Below are 22,562 nucleotides of genomic sequence, written 5' to 3' on the forward strand. Positions count from 1 at the left end.
AATATTTGAACCCATGACTAATACCGAACTGAAGCGAGAGCACCCGGACTTCTCGCACCCAGAGTCCATCGTCGAGGGCGTGCGCCCCGGCAAGATCCTGGAGTCGAACGAGCCCCACGGCGTCCCGATGAAGGACATGTGGAGCTACCAGAAGGACCACATGCAGCTGGTCTCCCCGCTGAACCGCCGCAAATTCGAGGTCCTCGTGGTCGGCACCGGCCTGTCCGCCGGCGCCGCCGCTGCCGCCTTGGGCGAGCTCGGCTACAACGTGAAGGTCTTCACCTACCACGACTCCCCGCGCCGCGCGCACTCCATCGCGGCACAGGGCGGCGTGAACTCCTCGCGCTCCAAGAAGGTCGACAACGACTCGGCCTACCGCCACACCAAGGACACCGTGAAGGGCGGCGACTACCGCTGCCGCGAGTCCGACTGCTGGCGCCTGGCCTCCGAGTCCGGCCGCGTCATCGACCACATGAACGCCATCGGCGCCCCGTTCGCCCGTGAGTACGGCGGCACCCTGGCCACCCGTTCCTTCGGCGGCGTGCAGGTCTCCCGCACCTACTACACCCGTGGCCAAACGGGCCAGCAGCTGCAGCTGTCGACCACCTCGGCGCTGTACCGCCAGATCGGCCTGGGCAACGTGGAGCTGTTCTCCCACCACGATCTGCAGGACATCATCACCTACGATGACAATGGCACCAAGCGCGCCGGCGGCATCGTCACCCGTAACCTGATTACCGGCGAGCTGAAGGCCTTCACCGGCCACGCCGTCATCCTGGGTACCGGTGGCTACGGCAACGTCTTCCACATGTCCACCCTGGCGAAGAACTCGAACGCCGGCGCCATGATGCGCGCCTACGAGCAGGGCGCCTACCTGGCCTCCCCGTCGTTCATCCAGTTCCACCCGACGGGCCTGCCGGTCAACTCCGAGTGGCAGTCGAAGACCATCCTGATGTCCGAGTCGCTGCGTAACGACGGCCGCATCTGGTCCCCGAAGACCGAAGGCGATGAGCGCGACCCGAACTCCATCCCGGAGGAGGAGCGCGACTACTTCCTGGAGCGCCGCTACCCGGCCTTCGGCAACCTCGTCCCGCGTGACGTCGCCTCCCGCGCCATCTCCCAGCAGATCAACGCCGGCCTCGGCGTGGGCCCGCTGAAGAACTCGGTCTACCTGGACTTCCGCGACGCCATCGAGCGCCTCGGCAAGGACAAGATCCGCGAGCGTTACTCGAACCTGATCGAGATGTACAAGGAAGCCATCGGCGAGGACGCCTACGAGACCCCTATGCGCATCGCCCCGACCTGCCACTTCACCATGGGTGGCCTGTGGAGCGACTTCAACGAGATGACCTCCATCGACGGCCTCTTCGCCGCCGGTGAGTGCTCCTGGACCTACCACGGCGCGAACCGCCTGGGCGCGAACTCGCTGCTGTCGGCCTCCGTGGACGGCTGGTTCACCCTGCCGTTCACCATCCCGAACTACCTGGCCGACCACCTCGGTGAGGACAAGCTGGCCGAGGATTCCGAGGCCGCGCAGCGCGCCCTGCAGCGCGCTCAGGGCCGCATCGACCGCCTGATGAACGTCCGGGGCAACGACCCGCACGGCCCGGCCTACTACCACCGCAAGCTGGGCGAGCTCCTCTACTGGGGCTGCGGCGTGTCCCGCAACGTCGAGGATCTGAAGACCACCATCGGCAAGATCCGCGAACTGCGCGCGGAGTTCTGGGCCAACGTCCGGATCCCGGGTTCCGCCGAGGACATGAACCAGGTGCTCGAGTACGGCGCCCGCGTGGCCGACTACCTGGACCTGGGTGAGCTGATGTGCATCGACGCCCTGGACCGCGACGAGTCCTGTGGTGCGCACTTCCGCGACGATCACCTGTCCGAGGACGGCGAGGCCGAGCGCGACGACGAGCGTTGGTGCTTCGTCTCCGCTTGGGAGGCTGGCGAGGGTGAGCACGAGTTCATCCGCCACGCCGAGCCCCTGTACTTTGATTCGATCCCGCTGATGACAAGGAACTACAAGTAATGAAACTGACACTTGAGATCTGGCGTCAGGCCGGACCGACCCAAGAAGGCAAGTTTGAGACGGTCCAGGTCGACGACGCCGCAGAACAGATGTCCATCCTGGAACTGCTGGACCACGTCAACGACGGAATGATTGAGCGCGGCGAGGAACCCTACGCGTTCGCTTCCGACTGCCGCGAGGGCATCTGCGGTACCTGTGGCCTGACGGTCAATGGCCGCCCGCACGGCCCGGGCCAGAACACCCCGGCCTGCCAGCAGCGCCTGTTCCAGTTCAACGACGGCGACACCCTGAAGATCGAGCCCTTCCGCTCCGCGGCCTACCCGGTCATCAAGGACATGGTGGTCGACCGCAGCGCCCTCGATCACGTGATGGAGCAGGGTGGCTACGTCTCCATGGACGCCGGCACCGCCCCGGATGCCGACACCATGCACATCAACCACGAGACCGCCGAGTACTCGCTGGACCACGCGGCCTGCATCGGCTGCGGTGCCTGCGTGGCGGCCTGCCCGAACGGCGCAGCCCACCTGTTCACCGGCGCGAAGCTGGTGCACCTGTCGCTGATGCCGCTGGGCAAGGAAGAGCGCGGTCGTCGCGCCCGCAACATGGTCGACGACCTGGAGCAGAACTTCGGCCACTGCTCGCTGTACGGCGAGTGCGCCGACGTCTGCCCGGCCGGCGTTCCGCTCACGGCGGTCTCCGCGGTCACCCGCGAACGTGCCCGTGCTGCTTTCCGCGGCAAGGACGACTAGACTATAGTCAGTAGAGAAACACCAGTAACAATCGATTCCGGCAGAAAGTTCATCCCTATGAGCACTCATTCCCAGGCAACCGCGGATCACGCGAGCGAGACCTACCCGGAGTTTTCCGGCAAGATCCAGGACAACTACATCGAAGGCTACGAGCCCATGTCGTTCGCCGCGCCGCACTCTTCGCTGCTGCGCACCTCCACCTGGGTGGGCATGGGCCTCATCATGGGCATCCTGCCGGCCATCGGCATCATCACCTGGGGCCTTGCGAACCACCTGTTCCCGAACGGTACCGCCGCGGAGGCGCACGTGGACACCACCATCATCATCGGTGTGGTCCTGACCGTCATCATCTCCATCGCGGCCATCGTGTCCGTGAAGTTCGGGCGCCGCTACTACCACCAGTACCGCAAGGAAACTGGTCGCGTAAACTAGGCTAAACCCCAAGAACACAAGCCGTATCCGCTGCTGGCGGGTACGGTTTTTTCTTGCCTTGCCGGGCTTGACGATGCCGCCCCGCCCTAAGGCCCAGCACCTCGGCACCGGTGGCAGGAAGGCCAGGCCGGCACCGGGGCTGGCCCCGAAATGAGGCAGAATGGTTGGGAGAATCGACACAGCGCATAAACAGCGGCGATTAAGGAGTATTCACGTTGGGCAAGCACAGCACTGCTGCTAGCTACGAGGGGTTTAGCCATGAGGGCGTTAGCAACGCCGGGGCTAGCCACGAGGGCCAGGCGGTAGAAGCCAGCGCCGGTGGCATCGCTAGCCGCCCCGTGCCGGGGCCGTCGCCGGAGGTGGAGCAGGAGCGGCGCCGCACGCTGCGGAACCACAAGATCTTTGTCACCGCGCTGCTGGGCCTGGCGGCCGTCATCTTCTTCGCGTGCTCCTGGTGGCAGAACCAGCCGGGCGGGGCCCCGGTGTGGGTCGGCTACGTGCGCGCGGCCGCGGAGGCCGGCATGGTCGGCGGCCTGGCGGACTGGTTCGCCGTCACGGCGCTGTTCCGCCACCCGATGGGCATCCCCATCCCGCACACGGCGCTCATTCCGCGCAAGAAGGACCAGGTGGGTGAGGCCCTGTCTGAGTTTGTCGGGGAGAACTTCCTCAACGCGGAGCTGATCACGGACAAGGTCTCCCAGGCGCAGCTGCCGGACAAGCTGGGGCGCTGGCTGTCCCAGGAGGACAACGCCGCGAAGGTCTCCCGGGAGGCCGGCAAGCTGACCGCCAACGCTATCCGCGCGCTGGACCCGAAGGACGCGGAGGCGCTCATCCAGTCCCAGATCCTGGACCGGCTGGCCGAGCCCGAGTGGGGCCCGCCGGCCGGGCGGCTGCTGGAGGGCCTTATCGCCGACGGCAAGGTTGAGCCCGTAGTCGATGAGCTCATCGACTACGCCCACGCCAAGGTCGGTCAGATGGAAGAGCCCGTCGTGCGGCTCATCGACGAGCGCATGCCGCAGTGGGCGCCGCGCTTCGCGCGCTCGCTGGTGGGCGAGAAGGTCTACCGGGAGCTGGTCCAGTTCGCCGACGAGGTCAAGGCGGACAAAAACCACCCGGCCCGCCAGTCCATCCGCCGCAACCTGGATAAGTTCGCGGACGACCTGCAGAACGACCCGGGCATCATCCGCCGCGTGGAGGAGCTGAAGGTGGACCTGATGGGCTCGGAGCGCATGCAGCGCGCCCCGCAGGCCATCTGGCGCCAGTCGGCGGCCGCCATCATCGCGCAGGCCGAAGACCCGGACTCGATGCTGCGCGAGAAGATCCGGGACCTCTGTCTGCAGTGGGGCACCAATATCTGCGAGGACCCGCAGCTGCGCGCCAGCCTGGACCGCCGCATCAACGGAACCGCGGCCTTCCTGGCGGACAACTACTCCGGCGAGGTCACCTCGATCATCTCGGAGACCATCGAGCGCTGGGACGCGGAGGAGGCCTCCGAGAAGATCGAGCTCATGGTGGGCAAGGATCTGCAGTTCATCCGCCTGAACGGCACCATCGTCGGTGCGCTGGCCGGCTTGGTCATCTACACTGTTAATCACCTCATATTTGGCGTTTAGGGACGGCGTCCTGGGACTTTCCACCCGGCGCCGAATCCGCCTGCACGACCAGTTTTCACAATCTCATACCGGCACGACCTACGACCCCGAAAAGACAATTATCCGAGGAGAAAAACCATGGCCGAGCACACCCAGCAGCCGAACAACGCAGACAACGACAAGTCCATTGCGGATTCCCTGAAGGAATCCTGGGGCCCGATCAAGGAGGCCGGCGCCTCCGCCCTGGGCGTGGCCAAGGACTTCACGGACCGCTTCCGCGAGGACCGCACCACCCACGCAGCCGATAAGCCGGAGGTCGGCGAGGACGCCTCCCTGGTGGGCAAGGCGAAGGCCGCCGCGAAGGACTACGGCGGATCCCTGCGCCGCGCGGCAGAGGGCACCAAGGACTCCGAGTCCTTCACCGCCGCCAAGGACAACTTCGGCCAGGCCTACAACGCCACCAAGGACGGCGTGAACGAGGCCGTCAACACCGCGCAGGAACGCCGCCGCGCCAACGGGGCCACCGCCGAGCCGGAAAGCACCGGCAAGCACGCCAAGGGCGCGGATTCGGTGGCGGATCCGACGCAAGATATCATCGATGGAGAGGTAATCTCCACCGAGGACAACCAAGAGAAGTAGGTTTAACAGCTAGTGTTCTTTCTCGATAATCCCGTTATTTTCGTCCTGACCGCGATCGAGACGGTGCTGTTCTGGGGCGTGGCCATCGCCGCCATCGTGGGCGCCGTGATGGCCGCCAACACCCGGGAAGACGCGTTCACGGCCGGGGACCGCCAGTCCAAGATGACGTGGGTTGCGATCATGGCCGGTTCGGCCTTGGCACTGCTGCTGAACCTGCCCTTCCTGAAGTGGATCGCGGCGGTCTGCGTGGGCGTCTACTGGTTCGACGTGCGCCCGCAGCTGCGCGCCCTCATCAACGGCGACTACCGCTACTAGGCCAGGCGCCGCTTTGTCGCTCAACGATGCCGAGTGGCTCGCCCAGCGCGTCTACCGCGACCTGACCAGCGCGCCTAGGCCGCAGGTGGAGCGCGCCCTGCAGGAATTCTCCGGCCCCGTGCTGCTTAGCCCGCACCACCTGCCGCAGGCCGCAGCCGGCCACGTCGCCGCCGTCGCGGGCTTTCCCACCGGCCGCCACCACAGCCTGGTCAAGGCCACGGAGGCCCGCCTGGCGGTCCAGAACGGCGCCGCCGAAATCTGGCTGGCTGTCGATGCCACCTTAAGCGATCCCAACGCCCTGCTCACCGATCTGGTCGCGGTCCGCGAGGCCTGCCCCGACCCGGTCGTGCTGGGCGTCATCCTGCCGGCTGCCGATGCCGCCCCGGCCGACCCGACCCTCGTACTAGGTATGGCCGAGAAGGCCGGCTACCAGCGCGCCATCACCCGCGGCGCGCAGGCGCCGGGGGCGGAAGCGACCCGCCTCGAGCAGGTCTACTGGGCGGATGCTGCCTTGGATACCGCGCAGCAGGTGGACGCGCTGGCCGCCGGGCGCGTGGCCATCGCCACGCCTTAGGCCGGCTGCGAGTCCTGCTCGTTGGCGGCCCCGCCGGCGGCGTTCTGCGCCTCGGAGAGGTTGACGTTGTCCCCGGCGACGGTGATTTTCAGCGTGCCGTCCTGGACCTGCACGTCCTCGATGGCCAGCGCGTTCCCGGCCATTTGCTCGGACAGGCCGTCGGACAGCGACTGGGTGATCTGCTCCGTAACCTCCGCGGGCAGCTCCATGCCGAAGAGGGTGGACTTGGTGGCCTCAATCTTAAGGTTGCCGTCGGCGGCGTGCGGGGAAAGCGACAGGGTGGCCAGCCCGCCGCCCAGCTGCACCTCGAGGACGTTTTCGGCGTCCTTGGAGGTGATGTCGGTGACCACGATATCGCCCAGCATGTCCAGGCCGGACTGCTCGCGCAGGCTGTCCTGGAAGGTCTTGAGCAGAAAATCGTCGGGAAGGGTGGTGGTGGCCACCAGGTGCCCGGCGGTCTCGGAGTTCATCTCCAAGTCGGTGACCTCGAGCTGCGCGGCGGGCTGGCCCTTAATACCCGCGTCCGAGATGTCCAGCGTGGAGGGCACGTCCATGTTGATCTGCCCGATGGTGCCGCTGAGCACGCCAATAACCAGCGGGCTGGCGCCGAAGTTCACGGAAGGATCCTCCTGCATCACCACGCCGTCGGCCTCGGCGTTCTCGCGCAGCTGCGTCTTCATTTTGTCGCCGATGAACCAGCGCAGGCCGAATTCGGCCACGAGGACGAGGACGAGGAGGGCGACGAGCACCCCGACGATGATCTTCCAGGCCGTCGATGCGGCAGATTTGTTTTGAGCCATGCTCACCAGTTTCGCGCATAACGGTGGGCTTCGGCAATGCGGGCCGGGAAATTCGCCCTAGGGGGCGACGAATTCCCAGTCAACCGTCAGGTGGTTGTCACGCAGGCGGCGGCGCGTGGGCGCGAAGGGCAGGCCGGCATCGCGAAGCAGGGCCTGGGCCATCCGCCAGCGCACGCGCGGGCCGTGCGGCGCCCAGCCGGCGCAGTGATCCCAGGCGCGGTCCGCGGCCGACAGTAGCTCGTAGATGCCCTCGCCCGGCACGTTGCGATGGATGAGTGCCTTCGGCAGGCGCTCGGCGAGCTGGGAGGGGCGCTCCACGTCGAAGGGATCCCAGGCCAGGGTCAGCGTCTGCGGGCCGGCAGCGTCCAGCAGGATCCAGGTGGCGCGGCGGCCCAGCTCGTCGCAGGTGCCCTCCACGAAGACCCCGCCCGGGGCCAGCCGCGCGCAGACCGTCTCCCAGGCCTCGGGCACTTGGTCGACGTCGTACTGGCGCAGCACGTTGAAGGCGCGCACCAGGTGCGGGCGGTAGCCGGCCAGCTCGAAGCCGCCGAGTTCGAATTCCACGCCGTCGCGCGGCGGCAGGACCCGCTCCGGGTTGACCTCCAGCCCGGTGACCCGCGTGTGCGGGTTGACCCGGCGCAGCCAGCGCGCCCATTCCACGGTGGTGGTGTGGGACGCGCCGTAGCCGACGTCGATGGCGTGCGGGACCGGGTGGCTGCGCAGCAACGAGGCGATGTCCGGGTGGGCGTGCATCCACCTGTCGCAGCGCCGCAGCCGGTTGACCGCGGTGGTGCCGCGGGTGATGACGCCAAAAGGCCGACCCGCGCTGGGGTTAGCCTTCAGGTTATGCGCGTGGTCGGCCATTTAAGGAGTGGGTGTTTTAGAGGTTGTCGGTGATCCACTTGTCGGTCAGGGCGCCCTCGTTGTTGAAGAGCTCCTCGAGTGCCTCGCCCACCTTGGGCTCGATGGCGGCGCCCATCATCGGGATGTTGACGGAGATCTCGTTGGTGTAGGCCAGGGTGGTGGTATCCCCCTCGCCGGTCAGCTTGATCTCGCCCTTGAAGTCCACCGGGGTGCCCTTGACGTCGGCGGTGTAGTTGGCATCGGCCGCGTTACCGTCCAGGTCGGAGGTGGTGAACACGCGCTTGACCTTCAGGTCCTGGGAAACCATGGCGCGCACGGCCTCCGGCAGGAGGGTGGTCGGCAGGATCTCGTACAGGATCGCGGTGTCGTTGGTGAAGTCGTGCACCTGGCCCGGATCCGGCGACAGGTTGGCTACCACGTACTCCCAGTAAGCCTCGGTACGCAGAGCTTCGTGCACCTTCTCGATGGGCTGATTGATAGTCACGGTGTTTTCGCTACGAGTTGACATGGTATACAGACTACCGTGGATAACGTGCCTGAAGAATTATTGACCCAGCAGCTGAATGAAATTGACGGGGTGGAGCTCGATCCACAGGTGACGTTCGCGGACCTGACCACCTTGCGCATCGGCGGCTCCCCGCGGGCCTGCGTGCGCGCCGCGACACCCGCGGCGGCCGCCCAAGCCATCGCTGCTATCGATGCCTCCCGCGCGCCCCTAGTCATCGTCGGCGGCGGCTCCAACCTGGTCGTCGCCGACGGCCAGCTCGACTACGTCGCCGTGCTGCTCGACTTCGACGCCGTGGCCATCGATGCCGAGTCCGGCATCGTCCGCGCCCAAGCCGGCGCCAACTGGGACGCCGTGGTGGCTGCCACCGTCGAGGCGGGCCTGGGCGGCATCGAGTGCCTGTCCGGCATCCCGGGCAACGCGGGGGCTGTGCCCGTGCAGAACGTCGGCGCCTACGGGGCGGAGATTTCCGACGTGCTCACCCAGGTCAAGCTCTACCACCGCGAGAGCGGACAGACCGAGTGGGTGCCGGCTGCCGACCTGGAGCTGGCCTACCGCTACTCCAACCTGAAGTTCACCGGCCGCGCCGTCGTGCTGGAAATCGAGCTGCAGCTGACCACCGACGGGCTCTCCCGGCCCCTGCGCTTCGGCCAGCTCACCGACACCCCGGGCGAGCAGCGCCCCGTCGCCGACGTGCGCGATCAGGTCCTCAGCCTGCGCCGCGGCAAGGGCATGGTCTTAGACGCCAGCGATCACGACACTTGGTCCGCCGGCTCCTTTTTCACCAACCCCATCGTGCCCAGCGCCGTCGCGGATTCCATCCAGGCCGCCACCGGCGAGGACTCCATGCCGCGCCATGTCGTTTCTGGTGAAGACGGCGGAAGTGGCACCCAGGAGAAACTGAGCGCCGCGTGGCTCATCCAGCGCGCCGGCTTCGACAAGGGCTACCCCGGCCACGGGGCCGCCACCCTGTCCACCAAGCACACGCTGGCGCTGACCAACCGGGGCGGGGCCAGTGCGGACGACATCGTCCGGCTTGCCCGCGACATCCGCGCCGGGGTCCAGGAGGCCTTCGGCGTGGAGCTGGTGCCCGAGCCGGTCTGGCTGGGCGTGAGTATCTAGCTACTTGTCTTCTAGCTAGTTGTCTTCGGCCATGACCTGGTCCCACTCGTCCTTCTTGTCCAGGAAGGCGCGGGCGGCTTCCTGCGCGCCCTCGAGGGAGTGGTTGGCACCCCAGCCGCACTGGACCTCGTTGGCGGCCGGGACCTCGGTGGCGTTCAGGATGTCGTTCAGCCCGCCCTCGAGCGCGCGCAACAGCTCCTCGCGGCCCATGCCGTTGGTGATGGCGTAAAAGCCGGTCAGGCAGCCCATCGGGGCAAAGCCGATGAGCTTGTCGGTGTAATTGCGCATAAACTGGGCCATCATGTGCTCGATGGAGTGCATGGCCTTCGGGTCCAGGTGCTCCTTGTTGGGCTGGCAGAAGCGCAGGTCGTACTTGATGACCTCCTTGCCATCGCCCAGATCCGTCTTGCCGGCCACGCGCACGTACGGCGCGGCCACCAGGCGGTGGTCCAGCTCGAAGGATTCGACGTTCGACGGGGTCTTTTCGGAAGCTGTGTTTTGATCAGTCATATCTCCCAGTCTAACGACACCCCGCCGGGGAGGGTGTCCATTTCTTGCGCACCCAGCGGGTGCTTTAAGGTCTATAGCTGTGACTAAGCACGAACCGGCGGACGCTGTACCCGTGGAGACCATCGTCCCCACGGACGGCTCCGACGTGATGCGCGTGGCCGGCCACTCGGAGGACGCCGATCCCCTGGCGCGCAGCAACCGGCTGCGCAAGGACAGCTGGGGGCTGGTCGTGCGGCGCACCTGGCGCGACTTCTTCCACGACGGTTTCTTGGATCGCGCCGCCGCGATGACCTACTTCACCCTCATGGCCTTTGCCCCGACGGTGCTGGCGGCCTATTCCATCGCCACGCTGCTTTTCGCCAGCCGCAAAGAGGAAGTCCTGCGGGTGACCTCCGATTTCATCGACCAATACCTGCCGCAGACCTTCGAGGACCAAGCCAATTCCATCGTCGGCTCCATCATCGGATCGACGGCCGAAGGCACCCTCGCGCTGGTGATCTCGGTGCTCATCTCCCTGTTTTCCGCCTCCGCCTACGTGCGGGCCTTTTCGCGGACCGCGAACCTGGTCTACGGCCGGATGGAGGGTCGCAGCCTCATCCGCACGTGGTCGCTGATGTGGGGGCTGACGCTGGTGCTGGTCATCGGCGCGGTCATCGTGCTCTTTGCCAACCTGCTGCGCGATACCATCGTCACCGGCGCCATCCAGCCCGTCGCGGAGCAGCTCGGGCTCCAGGAGGCCGCCGATTTCCTCATCAGCATCTTCCTGCCGGTGTGGAACTGGCTGCGCTTCCCCATCACGCTGCTAGTCGTTTTGACCCTGGTGGCGGTGCTCTACCACTTCGCGCCCAACGTGCGCCCCGAGCGCTTCCGCTGGCTGACCCTGGGCTCCATCGTCGCCGTCGGGGTCAACGGCCTGGTCTGGTTCGCCTTCAGCCTGTTCGTGCAGTACGTGGCCAGCATGAGCGCCTACGGCGCGATCAGTACCGTCATGGCCCTGTTCGCCGCGATCTGGATCATGAACACGGTGCTCATCGTGGGCATCAAGATCGATGCCGAGATCCTGCGTGCCAAGGAACTGCAGCTGGGCCTGCACTCGGAGCAGCACATCCAGGCCGCCCCGCGCGACGACACCGCCGCCCGCGCCCAACTCGCCGCCCAGGAAGACCTCTGGGCCCGCTCTGAAGGCATCCGCGATGCCGCCGAGGCCGACAGCCCCGAAACCCCGGAGGAGTCCTAGTAGGCCGCTAGCCGGCCAAGGTGTACCGCTGGAGCCGGCTAACCGATAAGCAGGAACGCGAACAAGGTGTTGAGCACCGTCGCGGCGACCATCGGCACGGCGGTGCGCTTGACTAGGCGAACAGGGTTGACGTTGATGGCACCGGAGACGATGATGACCGCGGCGTTGACGGGCGAGGCCTGCCGCATCAGGTTCGAGGTGCCCCAGATTGCGGTGAGCATCTGCGGGGCGTGGATGGACGTGTCGGCGGCCAGCGAGGGAACGACCTCCGAAAAGGCGAAGTAGGGAGCAGTACCAGACCCAGTGAGCGCGGCCATTGCTGCGGTGGCTACCACGAAGATGAGGACGATGACCACGGCGGCGCCGCGCGAACCCTCAGTGGCGCTGATGAGCATGTCGATGACGCCCATCTGCGTGATGCCCTCGATGAGCACTGCCGCCGCGACCAGCAGGGCCACGACGCCAGCTGCACCTTCGCCCATGCCCTTGAAGAAGGACTTGCCGGAGTCGAGCGCGCCATTAATAGAGCGGTGCCGGACCGACTCAATCACCATGGCGATGAGGAGGGAAACCACCGTGACGGGGAGAATGCCGGCCTCGAAGGGGAGGACCCCCAGCCGGTTCAGAGCTGCCGAAATAAGGATAAGTAGTAGCGGTAGTAGGGGCAGCAAGGCGTAGTAGCGCGGGAGCCCCGCGGCGCGCTCGATGGCGTCCCGTGCGGTCTTATCGGAGGCGTCGATAGGAGAGGCATCGTCAGCAGCGGACTTATCCGCGGCGGCCTCCTTCAGGTCGCAGCGGCGTTGCCACCACATGTGGATGAATGCCGTTATGACCAGCGTTGGAACGGTGGCCCAGGCGACCGAACCGTAAACGAATTCAGTGACGGACATGCCGGTGAGATCGGCGCCCTGGATGAGGCCGGCTTCGAGCGGAGTAGGGATGATCGTCGAGGAGGTGACCACTATGGCGCCCACGGTGAGCGGGGTCAAACCCGCGGCGATGAGGGCCGGCAACAGGGTGGCTACCAGGAGCAGCGAGAGGGAGGCGGCCGAGGGAATAACCAGGGAGAGCAGGTTACCTATCAGGAAGCCGACGGGCACGAGCCAGTAGGAGCCCTTAAAACGGCGCAGCGGGCTGGATAATGCGACGACTGTCTTCGCGTCCGCGCCGATGTGGCGCATATAAGACACGAAGCCGAAGAGCACCATGATTGCCATACCGATGCCGGAGAAGCGCTCCTTGAACAGGGCTTCCACGACGAGCAACTGGTCGTAGAAGGCATTACCGGTGGGGTCGATTTCGGTGGCGTGGAACTCGGCGCGGCCGGTGGCGGCGGCGAGCATCAAGAGGATAACGCCGGTGAAAAAGATTGCGGAGGCGGCGTGCACCTTCTTGTAGATGAGGTAAGCCACTGCGGCGATGGAGAGTAGGGAGATGAACAGGTAGAGCATAAGGAGTCCTTTCGCTGGTGGAGAGAGACAGGACTTGTTATAACCACTGCCGTTTTAGAATATCACCATTGCAGACCGGTTACTCGCGAAACGGGAACAGGAATGGGAACAGGAACGAGAATCGTTCCGAAAGGCAGAGCGAGAGCTCCGGGTCAGGCGCGGCCGTCTCATGCCTTCCCGTCCTGGACCCCGTCCTGGACGAGAGTTCCGGGCAAGTTTTCGGCTCGGAGCCTGCCCTGGAGAGCAAAACTTGTCGGGAATTCGCATTGCGGTCGCTGGGTAGGCGCGGGCGCGTGCTGCTGCCGGGATCCGTCGCGGGCAGTCGCGGGCTGGCGCGGGCCGTCGCGGGCCGAAGCCGGGTCATCCCAAGGCAGCCCAGGGCATCTTAGGGCTTCCCGGGCAAGAAACGAGAGTTCCGGGCAAGTTTGGGGCTGGAACCCCGCCCAGGAGGGCAAAACTTGTCCGGAACTCTCGTAGTGGCGCCTAGAGCGGCTAGAGCGCCTAGAGCGGCCAGAGCGGCGCCGGCAACCGGGGAACCTAGAGAACTAGGCCTCCGGGTAGAAGCCGTCCGCGCCGAGGCGCGCGTTCTCGTCCAGGAGCATGGCGGCCTCGGCCTGCTTGGACTCGCCGGGCAGGCGGCGGGACTCGATGACCTCGAACAGCGGGGCGCGGCCCAGCATGCCGGCCTCGAAGTGGGCGTGCCCGCGGGCTAGGCGCTGGTTGGCGCGGGCCAGCCAGGCATCGGCGGCGTCCGGGCCTTGCTGTTGGCGGACCGCGGCGTAGAAGACGCCGGGGTGGGCGTAGACCAGCAGGGCGCCGACGTGCCCGAAGCCCAGGGAGGTCAGCGCCGCCGCGCGGACGGGCTGGCCGCCGGCCGCCAGGTTCAGCGGGCTGCGCAGCCAGACCAGGTTCTTCGCCTTGGGCGCAATCAGCGGATCCACGCAGTCCAGCGACACGTTCGCCGGCAGGACGCCGGTGCGGAAGACGTCGATGAGCCCGCCCGTCTGGAACAGGGCCGCACCCGCCTTGGAGTGGCCGGTCAGGGTCTTCTGCGAGATGACGAAGAGCGGCTGGTCGGCATCGCGGCCGATGGCCGGCCAGAGCAGCGAGTGCAGCTCCGACTCGTTCGGGTCGTTGGCGTTGGTGGAGGTGTCGTGCTTGGACAGCACGCTCACATCGTTGGGGGAAAGCCCCAGCCCGCGCAGCGACTTGGCCAGGCGGGAGTTCTCCCGGCCGCGGCCGGCACCCAGCGCACCCAGGCCCGGGGCCGGGATGGACGTGTGCGCGCCGTCGCCGTAGGAGGCCGCGTGCGCGACCACGGCGTGGACCGGCAGGCCGAGCTCGGCGGCCAGGCTGCCGCGGGCCAGGATGACGGTGCCGCCGCCCTCGCCCTCGAGGAAGCCGCCGCGGCGGCGGTCGTTGGCGCGGGAGATGAACCGGCCGTCGATGCCCTTGTCCAGCATCGCGGCGGTTTCCGCCGTGGCGTTCATGTCGCCGAAGCCGGTCAGGGACTCGACCTGCACGTCGTCGATGCCGCCGGCGATGACCACATCGGCCTTGCCCAGGGCAATCTTGTCCACGCCCTCCTCGATGGACACGGCCGCGGTGGCGCAGGCGCCAATGGGGTGAATCATCGAGCCGTAGCCGCCCACCAGCGACTGCATGGTGTGAGCCGCGATGACGTTCGGCAGCGCCTCCTGCAGGATGTCGCTGGGCCGGTCGCCGCCCAAGAAGCGGGTGACGAAGACCTTGTGCAGGCTCTCCATGCCGCCGATGCCGGTGCCCTGCGTCGTGGCCACCTGGCCCGGGTGCACGGCCTGGAGCAGCTCGGTGGGGCTGAAGCCGGCCTGGGTGAAGGCATCGACGGCCGTGACCAGGTTCCAGACCGCCATGCGGTCCAGCGAGTCCAGCATGTGGTCCGGGATGCCCCAGCGGGAGGCGTCGAAGTTGTCCGGCATCTGGGCCGCGATGGTGCGCGTCAGCGTGGCCTTGCGCGGCACCTGCACGCGCGCGCCCTGAAGGCGGGTGACTTCCCACTCGTCCTCGGCCGGCTGGATGCGGACGAAATCCGGGTCGGCGGCGGCGATGTCGCGGGCGGACTGCTCGTCGGGCACGGTGAAGGTGATGTCGCGGTCCAGGAAGACCTCGGTGAGATCGATGGAGCCCTGGTCGACCAGGTGGTACTTGTCGCTGAGCGTGCGCACGCCGGCGCGCGCGACGACCTCGTCGCGGAAGCGGGAGTAGATCTCCTCCTCGGCGACCTCGTTGCCCTCGGCGTCGAACCAGCCCGGGTGCGGGTCCTCCGACCAGGAGATCAGCCCGGTCATCCAGGCCAGTTCGAGCACGCCCGCGGCGGTCAGCTCGGCGCCGCCGTCGCGGTCCAAGCCGTATTCGGCCTCGAAGCGGGTGCGGCCCGAGCCCCAGGAGCTGACCTCGCCCACGCCGGCGATGACCACCAGGTCATCCAGGTCCGTGGTGACGGTGCCCACGCCTTCGTCCGGGGTGGAGCCCAGCACCGGCTGCTGCGGGCGCGCCGGGGTGGGCAGGGCGGTGATGGTGGCGGGTGCCTCGGCTAACGCGTCTTCCGCGGCCGGCTGGGAGGCGGCGGCCTTCTCGGCCAGCTCGCGCAGGGACACGCCCTCCAGCCCGCCGGTCAGGTCGAGCTCGACCGGGGCCTGGGCGGCGCGCTCGCGGCTGTGCGCGGAAGCCAGGTCCAGCAGCTGCGCGGAGATCTCGGCCGGGGACCAGACGTGGATGCCGGCGGCCTCGGCGGCGGGCACCAGGCCGTCGTTGCCGCCCATCAGGTGCGTGCCGGCCACCCAGCCGATCTTCGCCTGCGCCAGGGTGACGCCGGCCGGCCAGCCGGCTTCGGCGCTCCACTTGGCCAGGATGGCATCGAGGGCGGCCTTGACCTCGCCGTAGGCGCCGTCGCCGCCGAACATGCCGCGGTTCGGCGAGCCCGGCAGCACGACGTGGCAGCGGGTGTCCACGGCCTGCTGCGCTAGGGAGCTCAGGCCCGCGATGGTGCGCTCCAGCGACCACAGCAGCAGGCGGGCTTGGTTCTCGGTGGCGGAGCCGGCATCGGCCAGCGAGCCGGAAACCGAAGGTGCGGCGAAGGGGAAGGCCAGCGTCGGGGTCAGCGCGGGCTTGAGGACCTTGACCTCGTTGCCCACGGACTCGCGCTGCTCGGTGCCGATCCACTCGATGAGCGAATCCACGTCGCGGAAGCTGGACAGGTTGGCCGGTACCAGCCACAGGGCCGCGCCCGGGGCGGCGTGGCGGGCGTAGAGCTGGCGGGCGAATTCCTTGCGGGACTGGCTGACACGGGAGGCGGTCATGATGACCGTCGCGCCCCCGGCCAGCAGGCCCTCCACCAGGGCAGAGGCGATCGAGCCCGGCGCCGCGCCGGTGACCAGCGCGACCTCGCCGGCAAAGTCGCCGGCAGGTTCTTGGCCCGCCAGCTTGGCGATGCCACGTAGGCGCCGTTGGGCAGCCTCCGGCAGGTCGCCGTGCTCGGCCCACCAGGTGGCCTGCTCGGCGACGGTCTGGCCCGCGCCGGTAAAGCGGGCGGTGTCCTGGTCCGCGGTGTCGGCCGCGTCTTCCTCGCCCAGGGCGATGCGGGCGATGTCCTCGCGGGCGCTGGCCCAGCGGTCGTCGAAGAGGACGGCGCGGTTGGCGTCGAAGGACGGGGTGACCAGCTTGAGCCAGCCGGAGCCGAGCTCGGCCTCGACGGCCTCGATGAGCGTGGTGTCCGGGGCCTCGGGCGTGGTCTCCTGCGGGGTCAGGCCCAGCTGGTCGAGCACCTGGCGCGCGGCGGTGGCCAGCACGCCGTTGTCGCCGGTGACGGTCTCGGCGTAGGCCTCCAGCGCGGCGGAGTCCACCACGCCTCCGCCGGCAGCGGAGCTAGCCGCGCCCTTGCTGACGGAAACGGAATGAGCCGCTGCGACGGCCTCGATGGCCTGGTCCAGAAGATCGGTGACCGCGGACTTGGAGCTGGCCGAATCCGGCAGGGTGGCCAGGCTGCCGCCGCGCACGGAGTCCTCCGCGCGGGTGCCCAGGAGTACTTCGGCCTCCACGAAGGCGGTCCAGGACTCGGGCAGGCCCCAGGTGCCGGTGACGTACTCGCCCACGAAGGCCGGCTTCAGGCCGGCGGCGCCGAAGAGCTGGCGCAGGCGGGAGCCGATGGCCTCGGTGAGCACGGAGCCGAAGGCGGCGTAGCCGGGCGCGGCGGTGTTGACGCGTTCGCGCAGGGTGGCGACGTCGGCATCGGCGGCGCCGTCGATGGCGGGCACGCCGATTTCGGCCGACATGTCCATCAGCAGCTGGTTGCGGCGCGAGGACACGCCGTTGGTCAGCTCTTCGACGGTGTCCGTGTCGTTGATCTGGGACAGGCGGATCTTGTTCTGGAAGGCGAAGAGCACCATGATGGCCTGCGCGGCGTCGAAGTTCAGCTCCGGGGCGGCAGCGGCCGGGGCGGCAGGCTGGGCAGGCGCAGCCGGAGCCGGAGCCGGGGCAGCGGCGGGCTCAGCAGCAGCGGCCGGCTCACCCGGCGCAGCAGCGGAGTCAGAGTCCGCGGCCGCGGCCTCTTCCGGCGCCGGGGTGGCCGGGGCGGAGCGCACGTCGGCGAGCATGACCTGGTCCTGGTCGCGCTCGACGTTGAAGACGGGCAGTTCTAGCCCGGCGACGGCGAGGGAGCGCTGCGCCAGGTTGGTCAGCGTCGGGGAGCTGGCCAGGCCGACCTCGATGATCTGGTCGACGCGGCTAAAGAGCAGCTCCTGGGTCTCGATCCAGCGCACCGGGGAGGCGAACTGCCAGGACAACAGCTCGATCATGAGCAGGCGGGCTAGCTGGTTGTCGTCCATGTCGTCCACGCGCAGCCCGTCCAGGCGGCCGGAGGGGGCCAGTGGGGCGACGGCGTCGACGAAGTCCTGGGTCAGCTCGAAGGGGCGGGCTACCAGGTTCGGCACGTAGCGGCCGACCAGGGCGACCAGGTCGAGCTGTTCGGGCAGGAGCTCGTCCAGCTTGTCGGCGAAGGCCGGCACGCCGTCGCGCAGCACGCGGGAGTGGAAGGGCACGTCGATGCCGGGCACCATCACCACGGCGCGGTCCTTGATGGCGTTGGTCTTTTCTAACAGCGCGGCCAGGCCGGCCTTGGTGCCGGCCACGGAGTACTGCTGGCCGGCGATGTTGTAGTTCACGATCTCCAGGAACTCGCCGGTTTCTTCGGCCACGCCGGCGACGTAGTCGGCGACCTCCTCGGCCGGGATGCCCACCATGTTCGGGCGCAGCGCGGCCATGGCGTAGTTGGAGTTGCCCTCGGCATCGCGCGGGACCAGCGAGCCCATGGCGGAGCCGCGGGAGTAGACGATGTCGATAACACCCTCGAGGTCGAAGATGTTGGCCAGGGAGGCCAGGGCGGTGTACTCGCCCAGGGAGTGGCCGGCGTAGTAGGAGCCGGAGGCCAGGGCGTCGGCCTCGCGGAGGCGCTCGGTCTGGGCGTAGGCGACCACGGCCAGGGCGACCTGGGTGAACTGGGTCAGGTGGAGCACGCCCTGCGGGTGGCGGAAGACCTCGCCGCGCACGGTCAGCTCGGTCGGGTTGTCGTCGATGACCTGCTGGATGGAAAAACCGAGGTGGTCGCGGGTGTGCCGGTCGGCGCGGCGCCAGATCTCGCGGGCGGCCGGGGAGGCGTCGCGGTCGCCGCGGCCCATGCCGGGGGCCTGGATGCCCTGGCCCGGGTAGACGTAGGCGGTGCGCGGCTGGGCCAGCAGCGCCTGGCCGACGGAGACGACCTCGCCGTCGATCCGGCAGGTGACCTCCAGGGCGGCGTGGATGCCCTTGCGGCCGACGCGCTCGACGGTGATCTCAATCGCGTCGTTGAGCTGGACCATCCCGAACATGGAGTAGGTCCAGCCCACCACGCGGCCCTGGCGCCCGGCCAGGTGCTGGGCGGTGGCAGACAGCCACATGCCGTGCACCAGCGGGGCGGACAGGCCGACCAGCCCGGCGGCGTTGGCGGAGGTGTGGATCGGGTTGTAGTCGCCGGAGACCAGCGCGAAGGGGGTCATATCCGCCGGGGCGGTGACCACGGCGCGGTCCAGGAAGGAGCGCGGGGTGGTCTCCACCTTGGTGGCGGACTTGCCGCCGCCCCACTCCGGGGCGGGGCTGGGCTGGTTGTGCCCGTGGGCGCGGCCGCGGATGGCAAAGCGCTGCATCTGGGTGGCCACGACCCCGCCGCTTGAGTGGTCGCGCAGCTCCAGCTCGACGGTGACGATCCGCCCGGAGCTGGACTCCTCGATGGCCGAGCACCAGGAGGTCACGTCGATGCGCCGGCCGTCGGCCAGCTCCTCGAGGGGGACGCGCACGTCGATGACGTGGTTGAGGTGGACGGCGTTGAGCAGGCCCTCGATGACCGGGTAGCCGTCGTCTAGCTGGCCGGAGCCCAGGGCGGTGTAGATGGCCGGCCAGCAGGGCCCGACCAGCACGTCCGGGGTCCCGGCGCCGGGGCTTGCCGATGCCTCCTCGGCCGGGGGGCTCACCGGCAGCGCCGCGCCGGTCACGGCGGTGTGGGCGGACAGGAGCGAGGCCGGCAGGTGGAAGGAATAGTGGGCGACGCCGAAGGGGGTCGACTCGGTGATAGAGCCCGGCACGATCTGGGGCATCTCGGTGATCTCGTCGCCCTGCTCGGCGGTGGAGCCAACGCCGGCGAGGCCGGACAGGAGGGCGAAGACGGAGTCGGGCAGGCGCTCGTCGGAGACGACCGGGGAGCCGCCGGTGGCCACGTCTGCCGGCAGGTCCACCGGGACGGTGACCTCGCGGACGTAGAAGGGGCGCTCGGCCTCCGGCAGGTTGTCCCAGTAGGAGTCCGCGGTAATGCGGATGGACCAGTTGCCGTCCTCGTCCTGGATGAGGTCGTAGGCGTCCGGGTCCATCTCGTAGGCGGGGTTGGCCATCAGGTGGCCGTGCCAGACCAGGGTGGGGGCGGCGCGCAGGAAGGCGGCGGCATCGCGGGCGTCGGCCAGGCGGGAAAACGCCTCGGCCGGCTGCTGGCCGGCGGACTCCAGGGTCTCCGTGGTGCCCTGCTCGAAGCGGGCGAGCAGCTCGGCGACGGGCTCGTTGAGCTTGGTGATGCCGGCCACGGCCACCGGGCCCGGGATGATGCGGACCTGGTCGGCGGTGTAGCGATCGTCCTGGGCCTGCCAGAGGGTGTCCTTGCCGAACCAAGTCTTGAGATCGCCATCGATGGCGGGCACCCACGGCATGGGCTTGACGTGCTTGTAGTGCAGGGAGATCCACCAGGCGGCATCGCGCGGCGAGACCTGCACCTCGTGGGCCTCCGGGTAGGCCTCCAGCAGCCGGGCGGCCGCGGCCGGGGCGTCGGCGACGTCCGCGACGGTGGCAAAAAGGGTGTCGATCTCGCCGTGATCGGCGGGGTTCAGGCGCGCCTCGATGCGGTGCAGCAGGTCGAGGAAGCGGTCGTCCCAGCTGGGATCGGCAAAGGGGTGGGCCAGCTCGACGAAGCGGTTGACCCACTCGGCATAGGTCATGGTCTCCACGTCGCCGAAGTAGGGCTTCGAGGTCTTGGCCAGCGCGGCGATGATGTCGTCGCGCCAGGCGTCGTAGTCCTCGATGGGCAGGGAGGTGATCAGCCGGGAGGCCTTGGCGAAGGAGTTGTCCAGGTCGTGGATGTCGGCCAGCAGGTGGGACTGGGAGGAGGCCACGCCGCCGGTGCCCTGGCCGCGGCCGACCCAGCCGCCGTTGTCGTCAGGGGTCACGCCGGGGGTGTCGACCAGCAGCTGCTTGACGGAGTCGGTGGCCTTGGCCTCCTTGGTGGCCATGGCGACGGTGCCGATGAAGACGGCATCGACGGGCATGGCCGGCAGGTTGTAGGCGGTGGACCAGGTGCCGGTCAGGTAGGTCGCGGCGCGCTCCGGGGAGGAGATGCCGCCGCCGACGGCCAGCAGCACGTTGCGGTGGGCGCGGATATCGGCGTAGGTGGCCAGCAGCATGTCGTCCAGGTTGACCCAGGAGTGGTGGCCGCCGGCGTGGCCGTCCTCGACCTGCATGAGGATGACCGAGTCCGGGTTGGTGGCCGCGATCTTGAGGGTGTCCTGGATCTGGCGGGCCGTGCCCGGCTTGAAGGAGACGAAGGGGAAGCCGTCCGCGTGCAGCTGGTCGAGCAGCTCAGTGGCCTCGTCGACCTCCGGGATGCCGGCGGAGACACACACGCCGTTGAACGGGGCGCCGGCCGCGCGGGCCTTGGGCACGATGCGCGCCTGCCCGAACTGCAGGTTCCACAGGAAGCGGTCGAAGAACATGGTGTTGAACTGGGCGGTGCGGCCCGGCTTGAGCTGCGCCTCCAGGTTCTTGCGGTGTTCGGTGAAGACCTCGTCCGAGTACATGCCGCCGCCGGCCAGCTCGGTCCAGTGGCCGGCGTTGGCGGCCGCGGCGACGATGTCCGCGTCCGCCGAGGTCGGCGTCATCCCGCCCAGCATGATGGGGGATAGGCCCGTGGCGGCGGAAAAGCGCGTCTGGGTGTAGACGCCGCCGTCCGGCAGGCGCACCAGGCGCGGGGCGAACTCGGAGTAGTCCGTGCCCTCCGGCAGCGCGGTGCCCGGGGTGGCCAGCGCGTTGCGCGCCGCCGCGGTGGTGGCGTCCACGATGGCCACGCCGGTGCCGGCCACCAGCGGCTGGGTCAGCTTGGTCAGGCCCTTGTCCAGGCTCAGCAAGTAGTCGGCGTCCAGGGCGGCGACGGTGGCGGGCCAGTCGTGCTCGTCGACCAGGATCTGCTGGGCGAGCGTGCGGGCGAAGTCCTGGTCGAGCCCGCACAGGCCCGCGAACTCGACGGTGCGCTCGACGGCGCCGGCCAGGCTGGCGTGGTGGAAGGGCAGGGCCACCGGCAGGTAGTCGAAGACGGGGGCGAGCTCGTCGCCGCCGAATTCGCGGGATTCCAGGCGCTCGTTGAAGGCGGCGGCCGCGGTGGTAATGGCCGTCTGCGTGGCGGCCAGGTCCTCCGGGCAGCCCGCGATGACGACGTGGCGCCGGCCGTTGACCACCGCCACGGCCGCTGAGCCTGCCAGGTGCTTATCCACCTGCGCGCGGTCCAGGCCCCGGATGGAGAGCATGTGGCTGCGGGTGTCGTGCGCGCCGTGGACCTGGGCCGCGGCGGTGCCCATGAGTACGGCCAGCAGTAGGGCGTCCTGCGGGTTGTTCACCGCGGCCGCGCCCAGGGACCCCTGCGAGTGGCCGGCGGTCTGCGCCTTGTCCACGTTCAGGCCGAGGTCCCGCAGCTGGCCCACGGCGGCGATCTGGCCCAGGACGATGCCCGGTACCGAGTAGGCCGGGAAGGCGTCCGCGTCGACGGCCTCGGCCGCCGGCGCGCCGGGCTTGTCCGCGGCCGCGGCCTCCGCGCTGGTGGACTCCGGGCTGTTCAGCAGGGACTCCAGGCGCTCGAACACGCCCGGGCAGGTGGAGGCGATGGCCCGGGCCACCGGCCCGGCGGACACGCGCACCTGGGCGAGCAACCCGGTCAACTGCTCCGCCTGCGGGCTCGCCCCGGCGGCGGCCACTGCCTCTTGCCAGGGGGAACCTTGGCCGGCGAAAAGGAGGGCCGGTGAGGTCTCAGCGGCGTTTAACGTCAACAAGGGAGTCAAAGACATATAGGTGTCTACCTCGATTTTTCTGGATTTGGCAACAACTTGTGCGGCACCAACTTCTCCTGTTGCTGGAAACGATGTGGTTAG

The 22,562-nt window shown here is 68.5% G+C and carries 15 protein-coding genes; 9 read left to right on the plus strand and 6 right to left on the minus strand.

All coding sequences use genetic code 11. The annotated features are described in order from the left end of the window. Window positions 1-13: 13 nt before the first annotated feature. The 7 genes from QQS53_RS01190 (at window position 14) to QQS53_RS01220 (ending at window position 6,330) form a co-directional block, all read left to right on the plus strand. Window positions 14-2,029 carry a fumarate reductase/succinate dehydrogenase flavoprotein subunit gene (locus QQS53_RS01190; RefSeq protein ID WP_472774160.1) on the plus strand — a complete coding sequence of 672 codons (2,016 nt, stop codon included), beginning with the start codon at window positions 14-16 and terminating at the stop codon, window positions 2,027-2,029. Further along, entirely contained in the window at window positions 2,029-2,778 is a 750-nt protein-coding gene (locus QQS53_RS01195) for a succinate dehydrogenase/fumarate reductase iron-sulfur subunit (protein ID WP_070768890.1), read from the plus strand. Before QQS53_RS01190 ends, QQS53_RS01195 begins: the two co-directional genes overlap by 1 nt. A gap of 57 nt (window positions 2,779-2,835) precedes the next feature. Beyond that, window positions 2,836-3,210: a hypothetical protein gene (locus QQS53_RS01200; RefSeq protein ID WP_472774161.1), complete on the plus strand. Its 375-nt coding sequence runs from the start codon at window positions 2,836-2,838 to the stop codon at window positions 3,208-3,210. Between the two features lie 323 nt (window positions 3,211-3,533). Further along, a complete protein-coding gene (locus tag QQS53_RS01205; protein ID WP_472774498.1) occupies window positions 3,534-4,823 on the plus strand; it encodes a DUF445 domain-containing protein in 1,290 nt (429 codons plus the stop codon). Between the two features lie 117 nt (window positions 4,824-4,940). Further along, entirely contained in the window at window positions 4,941-5,441 is a 501-nt protein-coding gene (locus tag QQS53_RS01210) for a CGLAU_01105 family protein (RefSeq protein WP_472774162.1), read from the plus strand. Between the two features lie 36 nt (window positions 5,442-5,477). Further along, window positions 5,478-5,756 carry a DUF2516 family protein gene (locus tag QQS53_RS01215; protein ID WP_409338398.1) on the plus strand — a complete coding sequence of 93 codons (279 nt, stop codon included), beginning with the start codon at window positions 5,478-5,480 and terminating at the stop codon, window positions 5,754-5,756. 13 nt (window positions 5,757-5,769) lie between these two features. Continuing rightward, complete coding sequence (locus QQS53_RS01220) at window positions 5,770-6,330, plus strand: deoxyribose-phosphate aldolase (protein WP_472774163.1); 561 nt, start codon at window positions 5,770-5,772, stop codon at window positions 6,328-6,330. Here QQS53_RS01220 and QQS53_RS01225 read toward each other — a convergent pair. The 3 genes from QQS53_RS01225 to QQS53_RS01235 are packed head-to-tail and all read right to left on the minus strand — an operon-like array spanning window position 6,327 to window position 8,502. Further along, window positions 6,327-7,130 carry an LmeA family phospholipid-binding protein gene (locus QQS53_RS01225; RefSeq protein ID WP_472774164.1) on the minus strand — a complete coding sequence of 268 codons (804 nt, stop codon included), beginning with the start codon at window positions 7,128-7,130 and terminating at the stop codon, window positions 6,327-6,329. The two genes, QQS53_RS01220 and QQS53_RS01225, sit on opposite strands and share 4 nt — an antisense overlap. Before the next feature lie 57 nt (window positions 7,131-7,187). Next, entirely contained in the window at window positions 7,188-7,994 is an 807-nt protein-coding gene (locus tag QQS53_RS01230; protein ID WP_472774165.1) for a class I SAM-dependent methyltransferase, read from the minus strand. A 16-nt stretch (window positions 7,995-8,010) separates the two neighbouring features. After that, on the minus strand, window positions 8,011-8,502 hold the full coding sequence (locus QQS53_RS01235; protein ID WP_472774166.1) for a DUF2505 domain-containing protein: 492 nt from the start codon (window positions 8,500-8,502) through the stop codon (window positions 8,011-8,013). Between the two features lie 24 nt (window positions 8,503-8,526). Here QQS53_RS01235 and QQS53_RS01240 point away from each other — a divergent pair, with 24 nt between their 5' ends. Beyond that, window positions 8,527-9,621 (plus strand): UDP-N-acetylmuramate dehydrogenase, encoded by a 1,095-nt coding sequence (locus tag QQS53_RS01240; RefSeq protein ID WP_472774499.1) that lies wholly within the window; start codon window positions 8,527-8,529, stop codon window positions 9,619-9,621. 15 nt (window positions 9,622-9,636) lie between these two features. Here QQS53_RS01240 and QQS53_RS01245 read toward each other — a convergent pair whose 3' ends face one another. Then, entirely contained in the window at window positions 9,637-10,131 is a 495-nt protein-coding gene (locus tag QQS53_RS01245) for an S-ribosylhomocysteine lyase (RefSeq protein ID WP_472774167.1), read from the minus strand. A gap of 79 nt (window positions 10,132-10,210) precedes the next feature. Between QQS53_RS01245 and QQS53_RS01250 the strand changes: the two genes are divergently transcribed. Further along, window positions 10,211-11,368: a YihY/virulence factor BrkB family protein gene (locus tag QQS53_RS01250; protein ID WP_472774168.1), complete on the plus strand. Its 1,158-nt coding sequence runs from the start codon at window positions 10,211-10,213 to the stop codon at window positions 11,366-11,368. 38 nt (window positions 11,369-11,406) lie between these two features. Here QQS53_RS01250 and dcuC read toward each other — a convergent pair whose 3' ends face one another. Next, window positions 11,407-12,819: a C4-dicarboxylate transporter DcuC gene (gene dcuC, locus QQS53_RS01255; RefSeq protein ID WP_472774169.1), complete on the minus strand. Its 1,413-nt coding sequence runs from the start codon at window positions 12,817-12,819 to the stop codon at window positions 11,407-11,409. Window positions 12,820-13,364: 545 nt separating this feature from the next. Continuing rightward, window positions 13,365-22,478, minus strand: coding sequence for a fatty acid synthase subunit beta domain-containing protein (locus QQS53_RS01260; protein WP_472774170.1), 9,114 nt, complete (start codon window positions 22,476-22,478; stop codon window positions 13,365-13,367). Window positions 22,479-22,562 lie beyond the last annotated feature (84 nt).

The sequence above is a fragment of the Corynebacterium sp. 2571A genome, from assembly GCF_055700935.1.